General features: G+C 64.1%; 15 protein-coding genes. 7 read left to right on the top strand and 8 right to left on the bottom strand.

The genetic code is table 11. The features are described 5' to 3' along the window. Positions 1–139: 139 nt before the first annotated feature. Together R2C4_RS06865 and ilvN are read left to right on the top strand one after the other, a co-directional pair. Complete coding sequence (locus R2C4_RS06865) at positions 140–1891, top strand: acetolactate synthase 3 large subunit (protein WP_141892056.1); 1752 nt, start codon at positions 140–142, stop codon at positions 1889–1891. A gap of 85 nt (positions 1892–1976) precedes the next feature. Next, positions 1977–2537: an acetolactate synthase small subunit gene (gene ilvN / locus R2C4_RS06860; RefSeq protein ID WP_058288014.1), complete on the top strand. Its 561-nt coding sequence runs from the start codon at positions 1977–1979 to the stop codon at positions 2535–2537. Between the two features lie 31 nt (positions 2538–2568). Here ilvN and R2C4_RS06855 read toward each other — a convergent pair whose 3' ends face one another. Continuing rightward, positions 2569–2922, bottom strand: a complete 354-nt coding sequence (locus R2C4_RS06855; protein ID WP_244940792.1) for a hypothetical protein — start codon at positions 2920–2922, stop codon at positions 2569–2571. A 236-nt stretch (positions 2923–3158) separates the two neighbouring features. Here R2C4_RS06855 and R2C4_RS06850 point away from each other — a divergent pair, with 236 nt between their 5' ends. Beyond that, positions 3159–3956 carry a helix-turn-helix domain-containing protein gene (locus tag R2C4_RS06850; protein ID WP_208764529.1) on the top strand — a complete coding sequence of 266 codons (798 nt, stop codon included), beginning with the start codon at positions 3159–3161 and terminating at the stop codon, positions 3954–3956. Between the two features lie 2 nt (positions 3957–3958). On the opposite strand, the gene R2C4_RS06845 is transcribed toward R2C4_RS06850, so the two are convergent. From R2C4_RS06845 to prfB, 3 genes are all read right to left on the bottom strand, one after another. Continuing rightward, positions 3959–4729 carry a DUF2189 domain-containing protein gene (locus R2C4_RS06845; protein ID WP_027243685.1) on the bottom strand — a complete coding sequence of 257 codons (771 nt, stop codon included), beginning with the start codon at positions 4727–4729 and terminating at the stop codon, positions 3959–3961. 188 nt (positions 4730–4917) lie between these two features. Then, a complete protein-coding gene (locus R2C4_RS06840; RefSeq protein ID WP_141890082.1) occupies positions 4918–6321 on the bottom strand; it encodes a calcium-binding protein in 1404 nt (467 codons plus the stop codon). 200 nt (positions 6322–6521) lie between these two features. Then, on the bottom strand, positions 6522–7649 hold the full coding sequence (gene prfB / locus R2C4_RS06835; protein ID WP_141890081.1) for a peptide chain release factor 2: 1128 nt from the start codon (positions 7647–7649) through the stop codon (positions 6522–6524). Positions 7650–7884: 235 nt separating this feature from the next. Between prfB and R2C4_RS06830 the strand changes: the two genes are divergently transcribed. Further along, positions 7885–9864, top strand: coding sequence for a Hint domain-containing protein (locus R2C4_RS06830; RefSeq protein ID WP_141890080.1), 1980 nt, complete (start codon positions 7885–7887; stop codon positions 9862–9864). Here R2C4_RS06830 and R2C4_RS06825 read toward each other — a convergent pair. Beyond that, complete coding sequence (locus tag R2C4_RS06825; RefSeq protein WP_141890079.1) at positions 9861–12362, bottom strand: penicillin-binding protein 1A; 2502 nt, start codon at positions 12360–12362, stop codon at positions 9861–9863. The genes R2C4_RS06830 and R2C4_RS06825 overlap by 4 nt on opposite strands. A gap of 325 nt (positions 12363–12687) precedes the next feature. Here R2C4_RS06825 and R2C4_RS06820 point away from each other — a divergent pair, with 325 nt between their 5' ends. Next, the gene (locus tag R2C4_RS06820; protein ID WP_141890078.1) at positions 12688–14091 is read left to right on the top strand and encodes a nucleotidyl cyclase domain-containing protein; all 1404 of its coding nucleotides are present in this window, start codon (positions 12688–12690) and stop codon (positions 14089–14091) included. Between the two features lie 55 nt (positions 14092–14146). On the opposite strand, the gene R2C4_RS06815 is transcribed toward R2C4_RS06820, so the two are convergent. Both R2C4_RS06815 and R2C4_RS06810 read right to left on the bottom strand, forming a co-directional pair. Further along, positions 14147–15364, bottom strand: coding sequence for an N-acetylmuramoyl-L-alanine amidase (locus tag R2C4_RS06815; protein ID WP_141890077.1), 1218 nt, complete (start codon positions 15362–15364; stop codon positions 14147–14149). Between the two features lie 92 nt (positions 15365–15456). Next, on the bottom strand, positions 15457–16602 hold the full coding sequence (locus tag R2C4_RS06810; protein WP_141890076.1) for a pyridoxal phosphate-dependent aminotransferase: 1146 nt from the start codon (positions 16600–16602) through the stop codon (positions 15457–15459). A 22-nt stretch (positions 16603–16624) separates the two neighbouring features. On the opposite strand from R2C4_RS06810, the gene R2C4_RS06805 reads away from it, so the two are divergent. Beyond that, a complete protein-coding gene (locus R2C4_RS06805; RefSeq protein ID WP_208764528.1) occupies positions 16625–17980 on the top strand; it encodes a M48 family metalloprotease in 1356 nt (451 codons plus the stop codon). Beyond that, positions 17977–18741 carry a DsbA family protein gene (locus tag R2C4_RS06800; protein WP_058288005.1) on the top strand — a complete coding sequence of 255 codons (765 nt, stop codon included), beginning with the start codon at positions 17977–17979 and terminating at the stop codon, positions 18739–18741. The genes R2C4_RS06805 and R2C4_RS06800 overlap by 4 nt, the downstream gene beginning before the upstream one ends. Before the next feature lie 78 nt (positions 18742–18819). On the opposite strand, the gene ispG is transcribed toward R2C4_RS06800, so the two are convergent. Next, a complete protein-coding gene (ispG, locus tag R2C4_RS06795) occupies positions 18820–19941 on the bottom strand; it encodes a flavodoxin-dependent (E)-4-hydroxy-3-methylbut-2-enyl-diphosphate synthase (protein WP_141890075.1) in 1122 nt (373 codons plus the stop codon). Positions 19942–19973: the final 32 nt, after the last annotated feature.

Here is a 19973-nt window from a genome sequence, read left to right as displayed (position 1 = left end):
ACCACCCTAGTCGTAATCGTAGGAACCATGCGCATGGGCCGGTGACGGTTGACCATAATCGAACCCATGCGCCTCCGACTTGAAATCGGGGGCTTTTTTTATGCGTAATGACGATGCCGCCAATTGGAGCAAAAAGCAGATGACACGTGAGATGACCGGCGCGAAAATGGTTGTTCAGGCCCTGAAGGATCAGGGGGTGGACGTAGTCTTCGGATACCCTGGCGGCGCCGTGCTGCCGATCTATGACGAGATCTTTCTGCAAAATGACATCCGCCACGTTCTGGTCCGTCACGAACAGGGCGCGGTCCACGCGGCAGAGGGCTATGCCCGCTCCACCGGCAAACCCGGCGTTGTTCTGGTGACCTCCGGCCCCGGTGCCACCAATGCGGTCACCGGCCTGACCGACGCGCTTTTGGACTCGATCCCGATCGTGGTGCTGACCGGCCAGGTGCCGACCTTCATGATCGGCTCCGACGCCTTCCAGGAGGCCGACACCGTGGGCATCACCCGCCCTTGCACCAAGCACAACTGGCTGGTCAAGGACACCGATGCGCTGGCAAGGACCCTGCATGAGGCCTTCCACGTCGCCAAGTCCGGCCGCCCCGGCCCGGTTCTGGTCGACATTCCCAAGGACGTTCAATTCGCCAATGGCAGGTATCAGGGCCCGAAACCTTCGGCGTCGCACTACCAGCCGCAAGTGAAGGGCGACATGGCGGAGATCACCGAGCTGGTCGAGGCCATCGAAAAGGCCAAGCGCCCGGTGTTCTATACCGGCGGCGGTGTCATCAACTCCGGCACCGCCGCCAGCCAGCTGCTGCGCGAGCTGGTTGACGGCACTGGCATTCCGATCACCTCGACCCTGATGGGCCTGGGCGCCTACCCTGCGTCCGGCAAGAACTGGCTGGGCATGCTGGGCATGCACGGGCTGTATGAGGCCAACATGGCGATGCACGGCTGCGACCTGATGATCAACATCGGCGCCCGGTTCGATGACCGGATCACCGGCCGCATCGACGCCTTCAGCCCCAAGTCGAAGAAGGCGCATATCGACATCGACCCCTCCTCGATCAACAAGGTGATCCGGGTCGATATCCCGATTGTCGGCGACGTCGCTCATGTGCTGGAGGACATCCTGAAGGTCTGGAAATCGCGCGGCCGCAAGGTGAACCGCGAGGCGCTGGCCAAATGGCAAAAGCAGATCGACGAATGGCGCGCGGTGAACTGCCTGTCGTTCAAGAACTCGGAAAAGACCATCAAGCCGCAATACGCTCTGCAGCGCCTTGAGGCGCTGACCAAGGGCCGCGACCGCTATGTCACCACCGAGGTCGGCCAGCACCAGATGTGGGCGGCCCAGTACCTGGGCTTTGAGGACCCGAACCGCTGGATGACTTCCGGCGGCCTCGGCACCATGGGCTATGGCTTCCCGGCCTCGATCGGCGCGCAGATGGCGCATCCCGACGCGCTGGTGATCAACGTCGCGGGCGAGGCATCGTGGCTGATGAACATGCAGGAGATGGGCACCGCGGTGCAGTTCCGCCTGCCAGTGAAACAGTTCATCCTGAACAACGAGCGCCTGGGCATGGTGCGCCAGTGGCAGGAACTGCTGCACGGCGAGCGCTACAGCCACAGCTGGTCCGAGGCGCTGCCCGATTTCGTGAAGCTCGCCGAGGCCTTCGGCTGCAAGGGCATCTGCGTCAGCGATCCCGCCGAACTGGATGATGCGATCATGGAAATGATCGACTACGACGGGCCGGTGATCTTCGACTGCCTGGTCGAGAAGCACGAGAACTGCTTCCCGATGATCCCCTCGGGCAAGGCGCATAACGAGATGCTGCTGGGCGAAGCCGAGACCCAAGGCGTCATCCAGGCCGGCGGCGCAGTGCTGGTGTAACCGCGGCAGCGCCGCAAATTTCTTCAAAGAAATTTGCCAGGAAATTCGAATTTCCTGGCAGCGACATACGAGAGGAAGACCACGAATGTCTGCCCTGCATATCAAAAAAGGCTCCACCCGCCATTCCGCCTACAACCTGCGCCCGACGTTTTCGGACGTGCAGGAACGCCACACCATTGCGGTGCTGGTGGAAAACGAACCCGGGGTTCTTGCCCGTGTCATCGGCCTGTTTTCGGGCCGCGGCTACAACATTGAAAGCCTGACCGTGGCCGAAGTGGACCACACCGGCCATCTGTCGCGGATTACCATCGTCACCACCGGCACCCCGCAGGTGATTGAGCAGATCAAGGCGCAGCTGGGCCGCATCGTTTCAGTCCGCGATGTGCACGACCTGACGGTCGAAGGCGTCGCGGTGGAACGGGAACTGGCGATCCTGAAAGTGGCGGGCGACGGCGACAAGCGGGTCGAAGCGCTGCGGCTGGCGGATATTTTCCGCGCCAATGTTGTCGACAGCACGCTGAACAGTTTCGTTTTTGAAATCACCGGCGCGCCGGACAAGATCGATGCCTTTGCCGAACTCATGCGGCCGCTTGGCCTGGCCGAGATTGCCCGCACCGGAGTCGCCGCGCTGCTGCGCGGAAACTAATTTTGCTGCCGGCCTGGAAACAGGCCGGCGCTCAGGTCCGGGTGGCCTGAAGCGGTGCGGAAACGCCCCGCTTTTTTGCGGATTGCACCGGAAAAGGAACCACGGTGCCGCGGGTCTGGCCCTCTGCGCCGGAATCCCGCCCGCAGACCTCTGCTGACAGCCGGTCTGCCAAATCCGGGCTGCCCTGTTCGATCAGGACCGAAAGGTTTCCGGCAATCCTGACATTTCCGCTGATGGTAAGGTCGAATTCAACCCAATCGCCTGGATTGAATTCCGGAAACTCCGCCCCAGCTTCTTTTGTATAAAAAGCGAGATCCCCCTGATCTTCACACCAGATTACGGCTTTAGTCAGGGTTTCATCCCGCCACAAAACGACTCCAATCATACCAGCCCTCGCATTGCCGCTCACCAATTTTGAAACAATTGGGGTGACGCCAACATGGTAAAATGCGCACTGGGCTATTGCATTTTGTGTCGGCTTGACTAGCCTTCTGACGTGGAATAGCACCAGCCATGACGCAGAACGGCAGCGGCCGCTCGCTTCTCACCGCAAAAGTCTTGCACAATCAGTTTGCAAGCGCCGCAATTGCATCGCGAAAATTTGAACCATCAGGGCCAAAGATGACCAGTCAGAACCGCTCACCAGCTGATTTGAGGAACATGTTCGGCGCCAATCTGCGTCAATTGTCGCGGCAATACCCGTCGGTTTCCGAGCTGTCTCGCCAGCTTGGCATCAACCGCACCCAATTCAACCGCTACCTGTCCGGCGAAAGCTTTCCGCGCCCGGATGTGCTGGACCGTATCTGCCGCTTTTTCGATGTTGATGCGCGTATTCTCCTGGACCCGGTGGAAAAACTGTCCAAAGCCGGTCAGGTGATAAACGGTGCATTTCTGGCGGATTTCCTGGGCCGGGGCGTGCAGCAGCTGAGCCAGGAGTTTTTCCCGTCCGGGTTTTACCGCTTTACCCGCCGCAGCTTCATCAATGACGATAAATTCGTGATCGGCCTGACCTATGTCTTCCGGGACGCGGGCGTGACCTACATCAAGGGCTTTGAAGCCAAGGAGGCGATGTACAGCCAGGGGCTGCCGGCCACCCCGGCGGCGCGCGAATTCCGCGGCTACGTCAGCGGCCACGAGGACGGCGTCGCCTTTGTCATCGCGCGGCGCAGGGCAATGACGTATTCCTTCAACTATCTGGCCCGCGAAGCCTCTCTGGAGAACAATTTCTGGTCCGGCTACGTGGCCCGCACCGTGCGCGAAGGCCAGACCGGCGAGCGGGTGACCCGGATGGTTTATGAACACCTGGGCCGCGATACCGGACAGGTGCTGGCCGCAGCGCGCAGTGCAGGCTTTGCCGACGCAGCGGACCTGCTGCCCTTCCACCGCCGCCTGCTGCACGTCGGCCAGCCCTTCCGCTGACGCTATTGCGCGGCGGCCTGGCGGTAGATGTGCCAGGTGGCGTGGCCCAGCAGCGGCAGCACCAGGAACAATCCCAGGAACCAGGGCAGCAGCGCGGCGAAAGTGGCGGCGGCAATCAGCCCGGCCCAGACCATCATCACCAGGAAGTTCTGCTGCACATACTGGAAGCTGGTGATCATCGCGGTGACGAAATCCACTTCGCGGTCCAGCAGCAGCGGCAGAGAAATCACCGTAATCATATAGAGCAGCAGCGCAAACAGCGCGCCAACCACGGTGCCCACCGCCAGCATCGTCAGCCCGTTGGCGGTCAGGAACACCTCGGCAGAGCTGGAAACATTGGTCATCGTCGCATGCCCCATAAACAGGGCAAAGATCATGTGGCCGAGGAAAAACCAGAACAGAAACACCACAATGATGATGGCGCAGATTGAAGGCAGCTGGCGGCGGCTTTGCTGCAGCACCACCCCAAGGATGCCGCCAAAGGCAATCGGCTGCCCCTGTTCCAGCCGGTGCGACACCTCGTACAGGCCCACTGCGGCAAACGGGCCAATCAGCGGAAAGCCGATGGCGGCCAGAACCAGCCAGTAGGTGGTGCCGGTTTGCACGGTGACCCAGGCCATGGCCCAGCCAGCCAGAACATAAAACCCCGCAAAGAACAGCCCGTACAGCGGCTTGGCCCGGAAGTCGGCCCAGCCGCGGCGCAGTGCCTCGAACAGCATGGGCATGGCAGCAGGCCGCAGCTGCGGCACCCCAAAGGGCTTTTCTGTGGTCATCGCGGTATGTCCTCTCAAATGCCTGTTTACGCCAGCCTAGCCGCGAACCCGGCATCAAAAAATACTTTTCAGATACATATTTCAAATACTTGCGCGGGGCCCGCCGCACAGCAGCCAGCGGCCCCTGCAGAACACAAAAGACGGGCTGTCACGCCCGTCCTTATAGGCTTATGTCTGGCGGCGTGCGATTAAACGAAGACAAAATCGTCCGCGCTCAGAGCAAGCCCCGCCTCACCGTCCAGGCGGACCGTTCCGCCGTCATGGGTGATCAGGCGGCTGCCCGCACTGTCAGTGATGCTGAGGCTGGCAAAGCCGCCGCTGTGGCCGCTGATCTGCAGGATGTCGCTGCCTTCTTCGAAGTCCCGGACCAGGTCATCGCCGCATTTAAAGACAAAGGTGTCAGCCCCCTTGCCGCCGGTCAGCGTGTCATTGCCGCTGCCGCCCTTGAGGGTGTCGTTGCCGCCGCCGCCGGCCAGCCGGTCGTTGCCGCCGCCGCCGTTCAGCCTGTCCGACCCGGCCAGCCCGGCCAGGCGGTCATTGCCGCCCTTCCCCGCAAGCAGATTCGCGCCGCCGTCCCCCTTCAGCCGGTCGCCCTTGGCGGTGCCGGTCAGGTTCTCGACCGAGGTGGCCTGCACAAACCCGGTGCCCTCCGCGCCCAGCCTGCCGCCTGGCGCGCCGGGGTTCTGCCACGCTCCGTCCAGGTTAAGCGAAAACACCACCCCGCTTGAGATCTTCGAGAAATCAACCGTGTCTCTGCCATCTCCGCCGCTGATCTGCACCCCAGCACCGGGACCGGTTTCCGAGAGCCTGACGATATCCCGCCCGCTGCCCAGCCGGACCACAGCGGCACCGCCGGCGCCGACCTCTGCGGTGTCATTGCCATTGCCGGTGGAGATCAGCTCGACAAACGCATTCCCGGTGCGGACAGTGTCGTTGCCGCCGCCGGTGCGAACAACGCCAGCACCGCTGTTGCCGATGACCACAATATCTTCACCGCCGGAGGTGCTGACAAATTCCGCAAACCCCTTGCGGACCACAACCTTGTCATCGCCGGCGCTGGTGCGCACGGTGCCCGCGCCGCCGCTGCCAATGGTGATCACATCCCCCTTGGCCCTGTCCGCGTCGCTGCCGCCAAGGCCGGTCTCGATGTTGAACACAAACGCGCTGCCGGTGGTGACAAAGTTTTCTTCGGCAAACAGATGGATGGAAAAGGTGCTGCCCTGCTGGTTTTCTCCCAGCGTGACCTCATGCTTCTTTCCGTCCCACCCGTTTATTTGCCGCGCCCGGGTGCTGTCCAGAACCACGCTGGAGTTGTAGCCCAGCTCCAGATAGTCGATCCGGCGGCCGGTTCCGCCGTCCAGATCGGTGATCCTGGTCAGGTTGTTTTCCGCTGCGCCGCCGAACCGGACGATCTTGGCCGTCCAGTCCTGCCCGGTGAGGCCGACATCTGCCACCAGCCTGTTGTCCGAATTGCTTTCAAAGACGTTGTAGGTGTTCAAAAAGCGGTCGAACCACTTAACGCTGCTTAGGCCATCAAGCAGGGGAATGGCTGTTTCACCATCAAACAGGAGATTCAGATTGACCCGTGCCATGACACTCCCCCCAAGCCACGAAAACCAGCCTTGGCAGGTCTTAGCAAAGGGCGTTCGGGCCCCATCGGCAAGGTGGCGATTTCGATAGCTTGCCCGCAGCGGCGCCAAAGAAATAAGCTCCGGCTGATACGGCCGGAGCTTGCAATTCACTCAGCAGATGCAGTGTGCCGCTGCCGCCAGGGCAGGACCGGCGGCGCGGATCAATCCTCGCCCTGAGCCTCGGAGCGGCTCTTGCCGGAAACATTCATGGCCAGGGTCGCAGCCATGAAGCCGTCCAGATCACCATCCAGAACGCCCTTGGTATCCGAGGTCTCATGCCCGGTGCGCAGGTCTTTCACCATCTGGTAGGGCTGCAGCACGTAAGAGCGGATCTGGTTGCCCCATCCGGCATCGCCCTTGGCCTCGTGGGCGGCGTTGATCTCGGCGTGGCGGCGGTCCAGCTCCTGCTGATACAGGCGCGATTTCAGCGCCTTCATGGCGATGTCGCGGTTCTGGTGCTGCGATTTCTCGGACGAGGTCACCACGATGCCGGTCGGAATGTGGGTGATCCGCACCGCCGAGTCGGTGGTGTTCACGTGCTGGCCGCCCGCGCCGGAGGAGCGGTAGGTGTCGACGCGGATGTCGGCCGGGTTCACCTCGATCTCGATGTTGTCGTCCACCACCGGATAGACCCAGACAGAGCTGAAGGAGGTGTGCCGCTTGGCCGCCGAGTCATAGGGCGAGATCCGCACCAGCCGGTGCACGCCGCTCTCGGACTTCAGCCAGCCATAGGCGTTGTGGCCGGAAATCTTGTAGGCGGCGGATTTGATGCCCGCCTCGTCGCCCGCGCTTTCGGACTGCAGCTCGACCTTGTAGCCCTTCTTCTCCGCCCAGCGGACATACATCCGCGCCAGCATCGAGGCCCAGTCGCAGCTTTCGGTGCCGCCGGCGCCCGCGTTGATTTCCAGAAAGGTGTCGTTGGCATCGGCCTCGCCATAGAGAAGCGCTTCCAGTTCCTTCTCGGCAGCCTTGTCCTTCAGCGTCTTCAGCGACTCCTCGGCGTCCTTGACGACCTCGGCGTCCTCTTCCATCTCGCCCAGCTCGATGAGCTCGATATTGTCAGACAGATCCTGCTTGATGCCCTTGTAAGTATTGATGGAATCCACCAGCGCCTGGCGCTCGCGCATCAGTTTCTGCGCCGCCTCCGGGTCGTCCCACAGGTTCGGATCCTCGACCCGCGCATTGAATTCCTCCAGGCGGAATTCGGCGGTTTCCCAATTCAATCGCTGGGCCAGCAGCTCCAGCGACTTCTCGATCTCCGCCACGATGTTCTGGGTTTCCGCGCGCATGGGGTATCCTTGCAATATCCGGGCAATCTCAGGTCAGGCCTGCGTGATAAACCACCCTTGCGCCGCTCGCAAGCCGCCACGCCGCGCGCCGCTGCCGAAGGTGCTGCAGAAAAACATCCTAAAATGCGGCGCAGATTCCGGGTTGCAAAAACGCGGCTTTAACGCCGTGCGGTTAAGTCTTGTTCCCGTATTGATTGCCGGCGGGCGGCCGCCACTGTACCTGGGGACCTGGATCATGCCTAGCGGATATCTTGTCCAGCTTGGAGACGGATCGCTCGACCATGGCGACACGATTACCGCCACCTACGCCGCCTTCACCACGGATCAGAACCTGGGCGCCGGCAACTGGAGCTGGACCGGCTCGCATGGCGGCACGCCCTACACCGATGAGATTGAACCGGGCGTCTATTACCTCGCCACAGACGGAAACGTCTATTTTGTGCCGGACTACGGCCCGCCCGACAGCTTCAGTTCGGCCAGCGCAGACACCCCGCCCGCCTACACCGACATGGATGGTCCGGTCGAGGGCACCAGCGGCGCCGACACGATCGGCAGCAGCTACACCGACAGCGATGGCGACCAGATCGACAACGGCAGCGGCGGCGGCGTGTCGGGCAACCAGGACACGGTGGAGGCCGGCGCAGGCGACGACACCGTGGATGCCGGCGCGGACAACGACCTGGTGCTGGGCGGCGCTGGCGGCGACAGCATTGAGGGCGGCAGCGGCGACGACACGATCTATGGCGACAGCAGCACCGAAGCGGGGCTGGGCAACTCGCAGCAGCACATCGACGATTCAAACGTCACCGATACCAGCAGCGGCTTCACCGTCACCGCCCGGGATCTGGCCGGGAACGCAAGTGCTGCCAACATTGACTATTACGACGGCGCCTTTGGTGTGGCCGGGGCGATTTCGGATTCAGACAGCGGCGTCGACGCCCAGATCGGCTATGACAAGGCTTCAGGCATTTCCGAGGAACTGATCGTAGACTTCGACCAGAACACCACCGAGGCCAGCTTCTCCTACAAGCATCTGTATACCGACGGGTTCGGCGAAGAAGGCCATTGGGCGATCTACAAGGACGGCGTTCTGATTGCCGAGGGCGACTTTACCGAAAATACTCCGGGCACCGGCGCCGGCACCGTCAGCATCAGCGGCTACGGCGAGTTCGACCGGCTGGTGCTCTCCGCCAACCTGCAGACCGACGGCACCGACGGCTCGGATTACACGGTTACGAATATCACCTTCACGGTGCCGCCGGAAACGCCTGCGGACGGCAATGACAGCATTTCCGGCGGCGATGGCGACGACGTGATTTACGGCCAGGGCGGCCACGACACCCTGCAGGGCGGCAGCGGCGCCGACACGCTGGAGGGCGGCGCGGGGAATGACGTTCTCATCGTTGGCGAAGGCGACTCCGCCACCGGCGGCGACGGCGACGACACCTTCACCATCGTCGACACCGGCGACAGCGGCAGCAACAATATCACCATCGCGGGCGGCGACGGCGGGCAGACAACCGGCGACACGCTGGATTTCAACGGCCAGCTCGACAAGGGCACGCTGACCATCACCGATAACACCGGCGGCAGCCTTACCGGCACCGCGACGCTGCTGGATGGCAGCGTGGTCAGCTTCTCGGGCATCGAACAGATCATATGCTTCGCGGCCGGCACCAGAATTGCCACCGCGGCGGGCCTGCGCGCCATCGAAACCCTGCAGCCGGGCGATCAGGTGATCACACGGGACAACGGGATGCAGCCGGTGCGCTGGATCAGCCAGTCGGAAGTGCCCGCCACGGGCAATCTGGCACCGGTGCGCATTCCCGCGGGCCTGTTCGGGGCGGAACGCGACCTGCTGGTCTCGCCGCAGCACCGGATGCTGTACACCGGGCCGGCCGCCGCCCTGCTGTGCGGCGCGCAAGAGGTGCTGGTGTCCGCCCTGCATCTGGTCAACGGCAGCAGCATCCGCCAGCAGCCCGGCGGCAGGGTGACCTATGTGCATCTGCTGTTTGACCGGCATGAAATCATCTATGCCGAAGGCGCACCGTCCGAAAGCTTCCACCCCGGCAGCCAGGCGGTGTCGGCGCTCGACGCGCCGGTGCGGGAGGAGCTTTTCCGGATCATGCCGGATTTGCGCTGGTGCCCCGGGACCTATGGCGCCACGGCGCGCCAGTGCCTGACGCGCCATGAGGCTGTGCTGCTGGGGGCCTAGTACAGCCCGCCTGAGCTGACGGTGCCGAAGGTGGCCTTGGGCCCCAGCACCGCAGTACCGCCGCTGGACGTCGTGACCTTGCGGCCGGACTGCTGCACCTCCTCGACCAGCGGCAGGTTCGACCCCATCGCAAAGCCGCCGTCATAGGTCAGGCCGAAGATCGGCTCGGCGCCGTCGCGGAAATACTCCGCCACCACATAGGGGCCGGAGGCATCGTCCGGCAGCCGCGCGCCGGTGTAGCGGTCGATCTTGATGAAATGGCCGCCTTCCGGCACCTCAAACGGGCCGCCGCCGAATTTCTCCACCGCCTTGGTCATGAACTGCTGGAACACCGGGCCGCACATGGTGCCGCCATAGGCGCCGCGGCCCATCGGGCGGGGCTGGTCAAAGCCCATGTAGCAGCCCGCCACGATGTTCGAGGTGAAGCCGACGAACCAGACATCGCGCGAATCGTTGGTGGTGCCGGTCTTGCCCGCGGTGGGCACCGGCAGGTTGATAACGCTGGAGGCGGTGCCGCGGTCGACCACGCCCTTCATCATCGAGGTGAGCTGGTAGGCGGTGACAGGGTCCATCACCCGCTCGCGGTCGGTGACAATGCGCGGCGCCTGCCCCGCAGCCAGTGACGGGTCGGAACAATCCACGCAATCACGGTCATCATGGCGGTAGATGGTGCGCCCGAAACGGTCCTGCACGCGGTCCACCAGCGTCGGCTGCACGCGCTCGCCGCCATTGGCAAACATCGCATAGGCCGCAACCATCTTGTAGAGCGTGGTCTCCTCCGCCCCCAGCGAGTTGGCCAGGAAGGCGCCCATGTTGTCGTAGACGCCAAAGCGTTCGGCATAGCCGGCAACCACCGGCATCCCCACCTCTTGCGCCAGGCGGATGGTCATCAGGTTCCGGCTCATCTCAATGCCGGTCCGCAGCGGCGTGGGCCCGTAGAACTTGTTCGAGGAGTTCTTGGGCCGCCACAGGCCCTGCGGCGTGTCGATCTCGATCGGGGCGTCCACCACGATGGTCGCCGGGCTGTAACCGCTGTCCAGCGCCGCCGCATAGACAAACGGCTTGAAGCTGGAACCCGGCTGGCGCAGCGCCTGGGTGGCGCGGTTGAACACCGAATGCTGGTAGGAGAAACCGCCCTGCATCGCCAGAACCCGGCCGGAGTTCACATCCATCGCGACAAAGCCGCCCTGCACTTCCGGCACCTGCCGCAGCGACCAGTGGCTGAATTCGCCGTCCTTCTTATCGGCCCGCACCAGCACCACGTCGCCGCGGGTGAAGTTTTCGGCAAAGCTGCCCTTCATCCACTTGATGTCGGCGCGCGGCACCGACCCGGTGCCCTTGCTGTGCTCAACCCCCACGGTCAGCGACTCGCTGCCAACCTCCAGCACCACCGCCGGATACCATCTGCCGCCCAGCACGATATCGCGCGGGACATCGGCATCTGCCAGCGCAGCGCGCCAGGTGGTCTCATCCGCCAGCTGGGATTCCTCTAGCTGCACACCGGTGCCGCGCCATTTCCCGCGGGAGCGGTCGTACTTCTCCAGCCCGCCGCGCAGCGCCAGCGCCGCTTCGGCCTGCATCTCGTGGTCGAGAGTTGCGCGCACGGTGAAACCGCCGGTGAAGAATTCGCCCTCACCGAAATTCTGCGTCAGCTGGCGGCGGATTTCGTCGGTGAAATAATCCCGCGGCGGCAGCGCGGTGCGGAACGCCTCGAAATCGCCGTTCTGCACCGAGCGCAGCGGCTGCGCGACCTCCACCTCATAGACATCGGCGGAGATGTACCCGTTCTCGCGCATTTCCCGCAGCACGTAGTCGCGCCGCGCCAGCAGCCGGTCCTTCTGGCGCACCGGGTGGTAATCCGACGGCGCCTTGGGCATCGCGGCCAGGGTGGCCGCCTCATGCGGGGCCAGGTCGCTCAGCGTTTTGTTGAAATAGGTCTGCGCGGCGGCGGTTACGCCATAGGAGTTCTGGCCCAGGAAGATTTCGTTCAGGTACAGCTCCAGGATCCGTTCCTTGTCGAGCGTTTCCTCCAGCCGCGTGGCGAGGATGATTTCCTTAATCTTGCGCTCGGCCCGGCGGTCGCCGGACAGCAGGAAGTTCTTCATCACCTGCTGGGTGATGGTCGAGGCGCCGCGCACGTTCTCCCCGCGCGACTGCACTGCCTCGATCGCGGCAGCGGCGATACCGCGGGCATCATAGCCGGAATGGCTGTAGAAGTTCTTGTCCTCGGCCGAGATGAAGGCCTGTTTCACAAGGTCCGGGATCTCATGCGACGGCGTGAACAGGCGGCGTTCCTTGGCGAACTCGTCAATCAGATAGCCTTCGCCCGAATAAATCCGGCTGATGGTCGGCGGCTGGTACTGGGCCAGCGACTCATGGCTCGGCAGGTCGCGCCCGTAGATCCAGAACACCGCCCCGATTGTCAGCGCCACCATCGCCACGCCAAGGGTGATGGTGCTGAAAATGGAGCCGAAGAAGGAGAGTATGAACCTGAGCACGGGGTTTGGCCTTTCTCGCGAGGTGCCGCCTATATATGCGCGGCGGTGTCCGGGGTCAAAGCATGCGGCGGCGAAAGTGTGCTGTCTTGAAATCTGCCGTCCCAAGAATTGGTTTTGCGCCGTCTGTGATGTATCCTGACCCGGTAATACTAGCAGCGGCTGCCCCTTTTCCCAATGCTTGCCGCGGTTCGGCGCAAGCGGCGGGCAGGCCGAACGCACGCGCACCCGACCGCCGTTTTGGCCTGCCTCCCCACCCCCGCCCGCCGGCCGCGGTGCGTGCCCTTTTCAGGTTCACCCGGCAGCCCATAAGGTGGAGGAGACAGCTATGGCCAAACTCAGTGCTCCGGTCGGCGGCGGCAAGACCGCGGTGAACGACCCCAAGGACGTTGTGCTGGTCCAGAAGATGCTCAACGAACACGCGGCGACCGTCGGTTACAAGCGGGTGCCGACCAACGGCAAGGTGGGGCAGCCGACGATCCTCGCCATCGGCCAGTTCCAGCAGCAGGTGGTGAAGACAAAGGTGACCAGCCTGGTCGAACCCGGCTCTAAGACGTTCAAGATGCTGGACAGCTCCCCGGTCAAGGTCGCCGAACAGTTTGCCAAGGCCCAAGGCGGCAGGCCGCTGCCGGCCAAGGGCAAGGTCTATGAGGTGAAATGGCGGGGCAAGACCCACTGGTTCACCGAGGACGACATGGGCGACGCCGTGGACGCCATCCAGAGCCGCCTGCACACCGAGACCCTGGCGTTCATGAGCACGCTGCGGAATTACCAGGACCAGTACCGCGAGATGCAAAAGGGGTTCTGGACCTTCTTCGTGAAGATGGTGACCCCGAATGCCGACATCGACCGCCCGGCGAAATCGCTGAAGAAGGCCGACGCCGCCATCGGCAAGCTGGTCGACATGACCTATGGCAAGAACAAGAAAAGCCTGCTGGCGTCGTTCAAGCAGATGAAGCAGACCAAGATCCTGCTCGACGCGGTGGCGCTTGATCTGAACATGCTGTCCAAGGAACTGGGCCAAAGCGCCAAGATCTGCGAGGAAATCTCTGTCGACCTGCGCGATGGCGCCGCCGACATCGTGCAGCTGATCCTGGTCACCAACGGGGTGAACCCCGCCACCGCAGGCGCCGTTGTCGCGGCCAGCAAGAACACGGTTCAGGAGATTGCAAACGGCGTCATCCTCAAGGGCCAATGGGTCAAGGCCGGCGGCGTGGCCGGGTCCTTCAAGCGCATCACCTTTGCGGCTGTGGCGGGCGGCTTTTCAGGCTGGCTGGGCGCCAAGGCCGGGCAGATGATCATGAAAGGCGTCGGCGAGCGGCTGGCCAGCCGCATGGTCAATTCCAGCTGGCTCAGCAAATACCTGTGGAGCACGGCGGCGCGCTGGGGCGGCAAGGAAATCGAGATCATCCTGGGCCGCTTCACCGCCATTCCGCGCAAGATCGGCGCCGAAATCGCGCTGCAGACCGTCCTGCGGATGGCGCATAAATTCTTCACCGGGCGGGCCATCGCCAAGGCGTTGACCAGCTACATGACTGAATTGGAGAAAATCGTCAGCTCCTGCATGGAGAAAAGCAAGGCCGAGGGGCAGCTGATGGACTGCATCGCCGCCGGCCTGGAAAAGCAGGGGCTGATGGCCAAGGCCGCCGGTGACCTCCTGGCGCCGCACAAGCAGGCGCTTGAGCGCGAGATCGAAAAGGCGCTGGCCAAGGCCGAAGCCAAGACTGGCTAACGAAGAGACCCCATCAGCCCGGACCTGGATGAAAAGGTCCGAATGCGTCTGCGTGCTACTTCCGCACCAGCGCGCGGCGGGCGTCATCCTGGGCGCGCCAGGTGATCAGCCCGTTCAGGATGCCGCGGGCCGCCTTGGCGCGCCAGTCCGCATCCACCAGGTTCTTCAGGTCGCGCTTGCTGGACAGGAAACCGATCTCCACCAGAACCGAGGGAATATCGGCTGACTTCAGCACCGAAAACCCGGCAGAGCGCAGCGGCCGGTTGTTGATCGGCTTGCCTTGCGCGCGAAGCCCGTCAATCAGCGCCGCCGCCAGCGCGTCGCTGCGCGGCTGGGTCTCCTGCCGGGCCAGGTCCAGCATCACGCCGGTCACCCGGTCGTCCGCCTGGCTGAGGTCAGTTCCGGACAACAGGTCGCCGCGCAAATGCCGCTCCGCCAGTTTGGCCGAGGCGGCGTCGGAAGCCTCCCGGGACAGCGTGTAGACGGTGGAGCCATGCGCGCGCCCCTCCGAGATCGTGTCCGCATGCAGCGATATGAACACATCGGCGCCGGCCTGATGCGCCATTGCGATGCGGCGCTCCAGCGAGACGAAATAGTCATCGTCGCGGGTCAACATCACGGTGAACTGGCCGGAGCGCAGCAGCGCCTCGCCCAGTTCGCGGGCGAATTGCAGCATCAGGTGCTTCTCGATGACAACCTCTGTCTCCGCTCCCGGATCAATGCCGCCATGGCCCGGATCCAGCATCACCAGAAGCGGCGCATTTTCATCCCGCGCGGCCCTGGCCTGCATCTCCTGCGGCGCGGGCAAATCCCAGCGCGGATCCTGCGGGGCGCCGGCGCTGGCGGCGAACTCCTCTGCCGTGGCAGGCTCCAGTAACACCGCCAGACGCGCAGCGGCAGTCACCTGATCAATGCGCATCGCCGCCGAGGAGACCTTCATCGGCTGCGCCAGCTGCAGCACCAGCCGGGACCAGCCGGGCACATAGGTGCCGAACTGCGCGGCGGTGATCTGACCGCCCTGCACCAGTTTGTTCGCCGTCAGCCCGGTCCAGTCGACCTCCTGGAAATCCAGCACCAGCCGCGGCGGGCCGTCCAGGGTAAACAGCCGGTACGGCACCCCCTGGCTGAGGCCCAGCGTCATCTCCGCCCCCTGCCCGGCATCGCGCACCCGGCTGGCCTCTGCGTCGATGCGGGCCAGGCCGCTGAAGCCCTGCGCCCAACCCGCTGCGGCCAGCAGCCAAATCAGTGCGGAAAATGAAAACAGTCTGCCCATGCGCGCCTCTTGCCCGGCCTTCTGGCCTTTTGCCGGGCAGACTAGGCAATTCCGGCGGAATAGGAAATCCGCCTTCTGCAGTTATCCCCGGCTCAGTCCCTGGACGCCATGTAAAGCGCCAGACGCGCCAGCCCCTCCTCGATATCCGCGGTGGAGCGCGCATAGGAGAACCGCAGCGTGGTGGCACCGCGGACGGGGTCGAAATCCAGCCCCGGCGTCACCGCAACGCCAGCCTTTTCAAGGATTTCTGCGGCAAAGCTGCGGCTGTCACTGGTCAGGTCCGACACATCCGCATAGACATAGAACGCCCCGTCCGGCGGCGCGATTTTGGTGAAACCGGCCTTGGGCAGCCCCTCCAGCATCAGCTGGCGGTTCCTTGCGTAGACCGCCAGGTTCTCCCGCAGCTCGTCCTCGCAATCGAGCGCGGCCAGCGCCGCCACCTGGCTGGCGTGCGGCGCGCAGATGAACATGTTCTGGGCAATCCGCTCCACCACCCGCACATGGTCCTCCGGCACCACCATCCAGCCCACCCGCCAGCCGGTCATCGAGAAGAACTTGGAGAAGGAGTTGATCACGTAGCACTCATCCGTCAGCTCCAGCGCGGTCACCGCCTTCGCCTCATACTCCAGCCCGTGATAGATCTCATCGGAGATGAAGCTGGCGCCTTCCGCCTGGGCGGCATCGATCAGCGCGCCCATCGCCGCGTGGTCCAGCATGGTGCCGGTCGGGTTGGCGGGCGAGGCCACCATCAGCCCGGCCAGCTTCTGCCCCTTGAGGTCCGCTGCCACCGGCTGCAACCGGTTTTCAGGGGCGGTCTGGATGTCCACCGGGGTCAGCCCCAGCGCCTTCAGGATCTGCCGGTATGACGGATAGCCCGGCGCGCCGATGCCCACCCGGTCGCCGCTGTCGAACAGCGCCGTGAAGCTGAGAAGAAACGCGCCCGAGGAGCCCGGCGTCACGATCACCCGCTCCGGGTTCAGATCGACGTTGTACCAGTCACCGTAGAGCCGCGCGATTCGCTTGCGCAGCTCCGGCAGGCCAAGCGCAACGGTATAACCCAAGGCGTTGTTTTCCAGCGCGTTCCCCAGCGCCCCCACCGCCCCGGCGGGTGCCCCGGTCGAGGGCTGCCCGACCTCCATGTGGATGATGTGGCGGCCGGCCTCCTCAGCCTTGCGGGCGGCCTCCATCACATCCATCACAATAAACGGATCAACACTGGAGCGGCTTGAGTTTCGCATTCTGATCTCCCATGGTGCGCGCATGAGTTTTGACCGTTTCTTCCGGCTGGCGTCAATCCCGGCTCTTGTGGTTTGCGCGCTGCTTCAGTTTGCAGCGGCCGCGCAGGCGGCGTCGATTTCGCTGCTGCGGGACCCGGATATCGAACACGGGCTGAACCGGCTGGCCGCCCCTGTTCTGCGCGCTGCCGGGCTGAACGCCGCGCGGATGCGGATCCTGCTGGTCAACGATTCCTCCTTCAACGCGTTCGTTTTGGATTCACGAACGATTTTCGTGCATTACGGGCTGATCCTAAAGGTCACCAGCCCGGAAATGTTGCAGGCGGTGATCGCCCATGAGGCCGCCCATATCACCAATGGCCACCTGGCGCGGCGGATGCAGAACCTGCGCTCTGCCAACAGCGCTGCGGGGCTGGGCCTGGCGCTGTCGGTGCTGGCCGCCGCGGCCGGCAGCGGGGAAGCCGCCGCCGGCATCGCCATCGGCAGCCAGAATTCCGCGCTGCGCAGTTTCCTGGCCCATACGCGGGCCGAAGAAAGCTCTGCCGACCGCTCCGCCGCCGATTACCTCAACCGCGCAGGCATCAGCCCGCAAGGTTTGGTCGACCTGCACCGCGCCTTTGCCGGCCAAGAGGTGCTGAGCGCCGGCAGCCAGGACCCTTATACCCGCTCCCACCCGCTCAGCCGCGACCGCATCCGCGCCGCTCAGGCCTATCTGGCGGCGCATGGCGACAGCGGCCAGGCCAGTCCGGAGGCGCGATACTGGTTTGCCCGCGTCCGCGGCAAGCTGTCGGCCTTCACCCGGGCTCCGAAATGGACCCTGCGCCGGGTGCGCGAGGAGCAGTACAAGGATGTCCGCCTGATGCGCGAGGCCGCGGCCTATCACCGGCAGAACAGCCTGAAGAAAGCGCTTTCAGCGGTGAACGGCGCCCTGGCCGTGCGCCCCTCCGACCCCTTCTATCACGACCTGAAGGGCCAGATCCTGATCGAAAACCGCCAGTGGAACGCTGCGCTCGCCGCCTATGGCAAGGCCGTCAGCCTGGCCCCCAGCGACGCGCTGATCCTGACCGGATACGGGCGCGCGCAGCTGGCCGCGGGCCAGCCCAAGGCCGCGCTCAAATCCATGGAGCGCGCCCGCGCCATTGACTTCCGCAACCCGGTGCTGCTGCGCGACATGTCGCTGGCCTATGCCCAGACCGGACAGACCGGGATGGCCGCCCTGGTCACCGCCGAACGCTATGCCTTGCAAGGGCGTCTGGATGACGCCGGCATTCACGCCAAACGGGCCGTGGCCCAGCTGCCAGCAGGATCCCCCGCCGCCCGGCGGGCGCAGGATGTGCTGTCGGCCTATGAACAAGCTCAGAAGAGAAAGAGAAGAAAATGACCCCTTTCACCCGCACCGCCACTGCGGCAGCCGCTGCCCTTGCCCTGCTGGGCGCCCCGGCGCAGGCCTTTGACATCAACGCCATGTCGGATGCCGAGCGCGAGGCCTTTGGCGAGCAAGTGCGCGAATACATCCTGGCGAACCCCGAGCTGATCCTGGAGGCGGTCGACCTCCTGGAGGAGCGCCAGCAGCAGGCGGAGGCCGCCCGCGATGATGTCCTGGTTGCCGATAACCTGGAAGAGCTGCAGAACGACGGCTATTCCTGGGTGGGCGGCAACCCCGATGGCGATATCACCTTGGTCGAGTTCATGGACTACCGCTGCGGCTACTGCCGCCGCGCCGCGCCGGAAGTGGAGAAGCTTTTGGAAAGCGACGGCAATATCCGCCTGGTGATCAAGGAATTCCCGATCCTCGGCGAAGCCTCGGTGCTGTCCTCGCGCTTTGCGGTCGCAACCAAGCAGGTGGCCGGGGACGACGCCTACAAGCAGGTGCATGACGCGCTGATCGCCTTCGGCGGCGAGCCGAATGAAGTGGCCCTGCGCCGCCTGGCCGAAGGGCTGTCGCTGGATGCAGACCCGATCTTTGCCAGAATGGACAGCGAGGAAGTGACTGCCGAACTGCGCCAAACCCGCGAGCTGGCGCAGAAAATGGCGATCTCAGGCACCCCGACATTCGTGCTGGGCACCGAACTGCTGCGCGGCTACCTGCCTGCAGACCAGATGGAGATCATGGTGGCGGAGATCCGCGAGAAGCAGAGCTGAGTTTCCTGCCGGACCGGCGGAACCGGGGCTCTGCCCCGGACCCCGGAGTGCTTTTGGAAAGATGAAGCGGCTGGAGCTTTACTCCGCCGCCTCCTGGGCCGCCTCGATTTGGGCGGCTTTTTTCTCGACCTCTTCGACGATGTGGTCGACCATTTGCGCGTTGGACATCTTGTGGCTGGCCTTGCCCGCCAGATAGACCATGCCGGAACCCGCGCCGCCGCCGGTGAAGCCGACATCCGTCATCAGCGCCTCCCCCGGGCCGTTCACCACGCAGCCGATGATGCTGAGGCTCATCGGGGTGTGGATATGCGCCAGCCGTTCTTCCAGCGCTTCCACCGTCTTGATCACGTCGAACCCCTGCCGCGCACAGCTGGGGCAGGAGATGATGTTGACGCCGCGGTGGCGCAGGCCGAGGGACTTGAGGATCTCAAAGCCCACCTTCACCTCCTCCACCGGATCGGCGGAGAGGCTGACGCGCAGGGTGTCGCCGATGCCCATCCACAGCAGCTGGCCCAGGCCGATTGCCGATTTGATGGTGCCGGAGACAAAGCCGCCCGCCTCGGTAATGCCGAGGTGGATCGGCGCGTCGGTGGCGTCCGCCAGCTGCTGGTAGGCGGCGGCGGACATGAACACGTCGGAAGCCTTCACCGAGATTTTGAAGTTGTGAAAGTCGTGATCCTGCAGGATCCGGATGTGGTCGAGGCCTGACTCCACCATCGCCTCCGGGCAGGGTTCGCCGTATTTTTCCAGAAGGTGCTTTTCCAGCGACCCGGCATTCACCCCGATCCGGATCGCGCAATTGTGGTCGCGGGCGGCCTTGATCACCTCGGCCACGCGTTTCTCGTCGCCGATGTTGCCCGGGTTGATGCGCAGGCAGGCGGCGCCGGCCTCGGCGGCCTCGATGCCGCGCTTGTAGTGGAAGTGGATGTCGGCGACGATCGGCACCGGGCTTTCGCGCACGATCTCCTTCAGCGCCCTTGAGGACGCCTCATCCGGCACCGAGACCCGCACCAGATCGGCGCCCGCCTCTGCCGCGGCCTGCACCTGCGCCACGGTCGCCGCCACATCGGTGGTCAGCGTGTTGGTCATCGTCTGTACCGCAATCGGGGCATCGCCGCCGACGGGCACGTTGCCGACATGGATCTGGCGGCTTTTGCGGCGCTCGATATGGCGCCAAGGGCGGATGTGGTTCATCGACATGAGGTTCGTGTCCCGGCTGGCTCCTGTTAGCG

Source organism: Leisingera aquaemixtae, from assembly GCF_006740765.1.
GTDB classification, from domain to species: Bacteria; Pseudomonadota; Alphaproteobacteria; order Rhodobacterales; family Rhodobacteraceae; genus Leisingera; species Leisingera aquaemixtae.
The sequence above is the reverse complement of the archived record's forward strand: the minus strand, read 5'-3'. Positions and strand labels throughout refer to the sequence as shown.

Coding starts and splice junctions, on each gene's coding strand:
- R2C4_RS06865 (WP_141892056.1), top strand. CDS start 140: ATGACACGTGAGATGACCGGCGCGAAAATGGTTGTTCAGGCCCTGAAG.
- ilvN (WP_058288014.1), top strand. CDS start 1,977: ATGTCTGCCCTGCATATCAAAAAAGGCTCCACCCGCCATTCCGCCTAC.
- R2C4_RS06855 (WP_244940792.1), bottom strand. CDS start 2,922: ATGATTGGAGTCGTTTTGTGGCGGGATGAAACCCTGACTAAAGCCGTA.
- R2C4_RS06850 (WP_208764529.1), top strand. CDS start 3,159: ATGACCAGTCAGAACCGCTCACCAGCTGATTTGAGGAACATGTTCGGC.
- R2C4_RS06845 (WP_027243685.1), bottom strand. CDS start 4,729: ATGACCACAGAAAAGCCCTTTGGGGTGCCGCAGCTGCGGCCTGCTGCC.
- R2C4_RS06840 (WP_141890082.1), bottom strand. CDS start 6,321: ATGGCACGGGTCAATCTGAATCTCCTGTTTGATGGTGAAACAGCCATT.
- prfB (WP_141890081.1), bottom strand. CDS start 7,649: ATGCGCGCGGAAACCCAGAACATCGTGGCGGAGATCGAGAAGTCGCTG.
- R2C4_RS06830 (WP_141890080.1), top strand. CDS start 7,885: ATGCCTAGCGGATATCTTGTCCAGCTTGGAGACGGATCGCTCGACCAT.
- R2C4_RS06820 (WP_141890078.1), top strand. CDS start 12,688: ATGGCCAAACTCAGTGCTCCGGTCGGCGGCGGCAAGACCGCGGTGAAC.
- R2C4_RS06815 (WP_141890077.1), bottom strand. CDS start 15,364: ATGGGCAGACTGTTTTCATTTTCCGCACTGATTTGGCTGCTGGCCGCA.
- R2C4_RS06810 (WP_141890076.1), bottom strand. CDS start 16,602: ATGCGAAACTCAAGCCGCTCCAGTGTTGATCCGTTTATTGTGATGGAT.
- R2C4_RS06805 (WP_208764528.1), top strand. CDS start 16,625: ATGAGTTTTGACCGTTTCTTCCGGCTGGCGTCAATCCCGGCTCTTGTG.
- R2C4_RS06800 (WP_058288005.1), top strand. CDS start 17,977: ATGACCCCTTTCACCCGCACCGCCACTGCGGCAGCCGCTGCCCTTGCC.
- ispG (WP_141890075.1), bottom strand. CDS start 19,941: ATGTCGATGAACCACATCCGCCCTTGGCGCCATATCGAGCGCCGCAAA.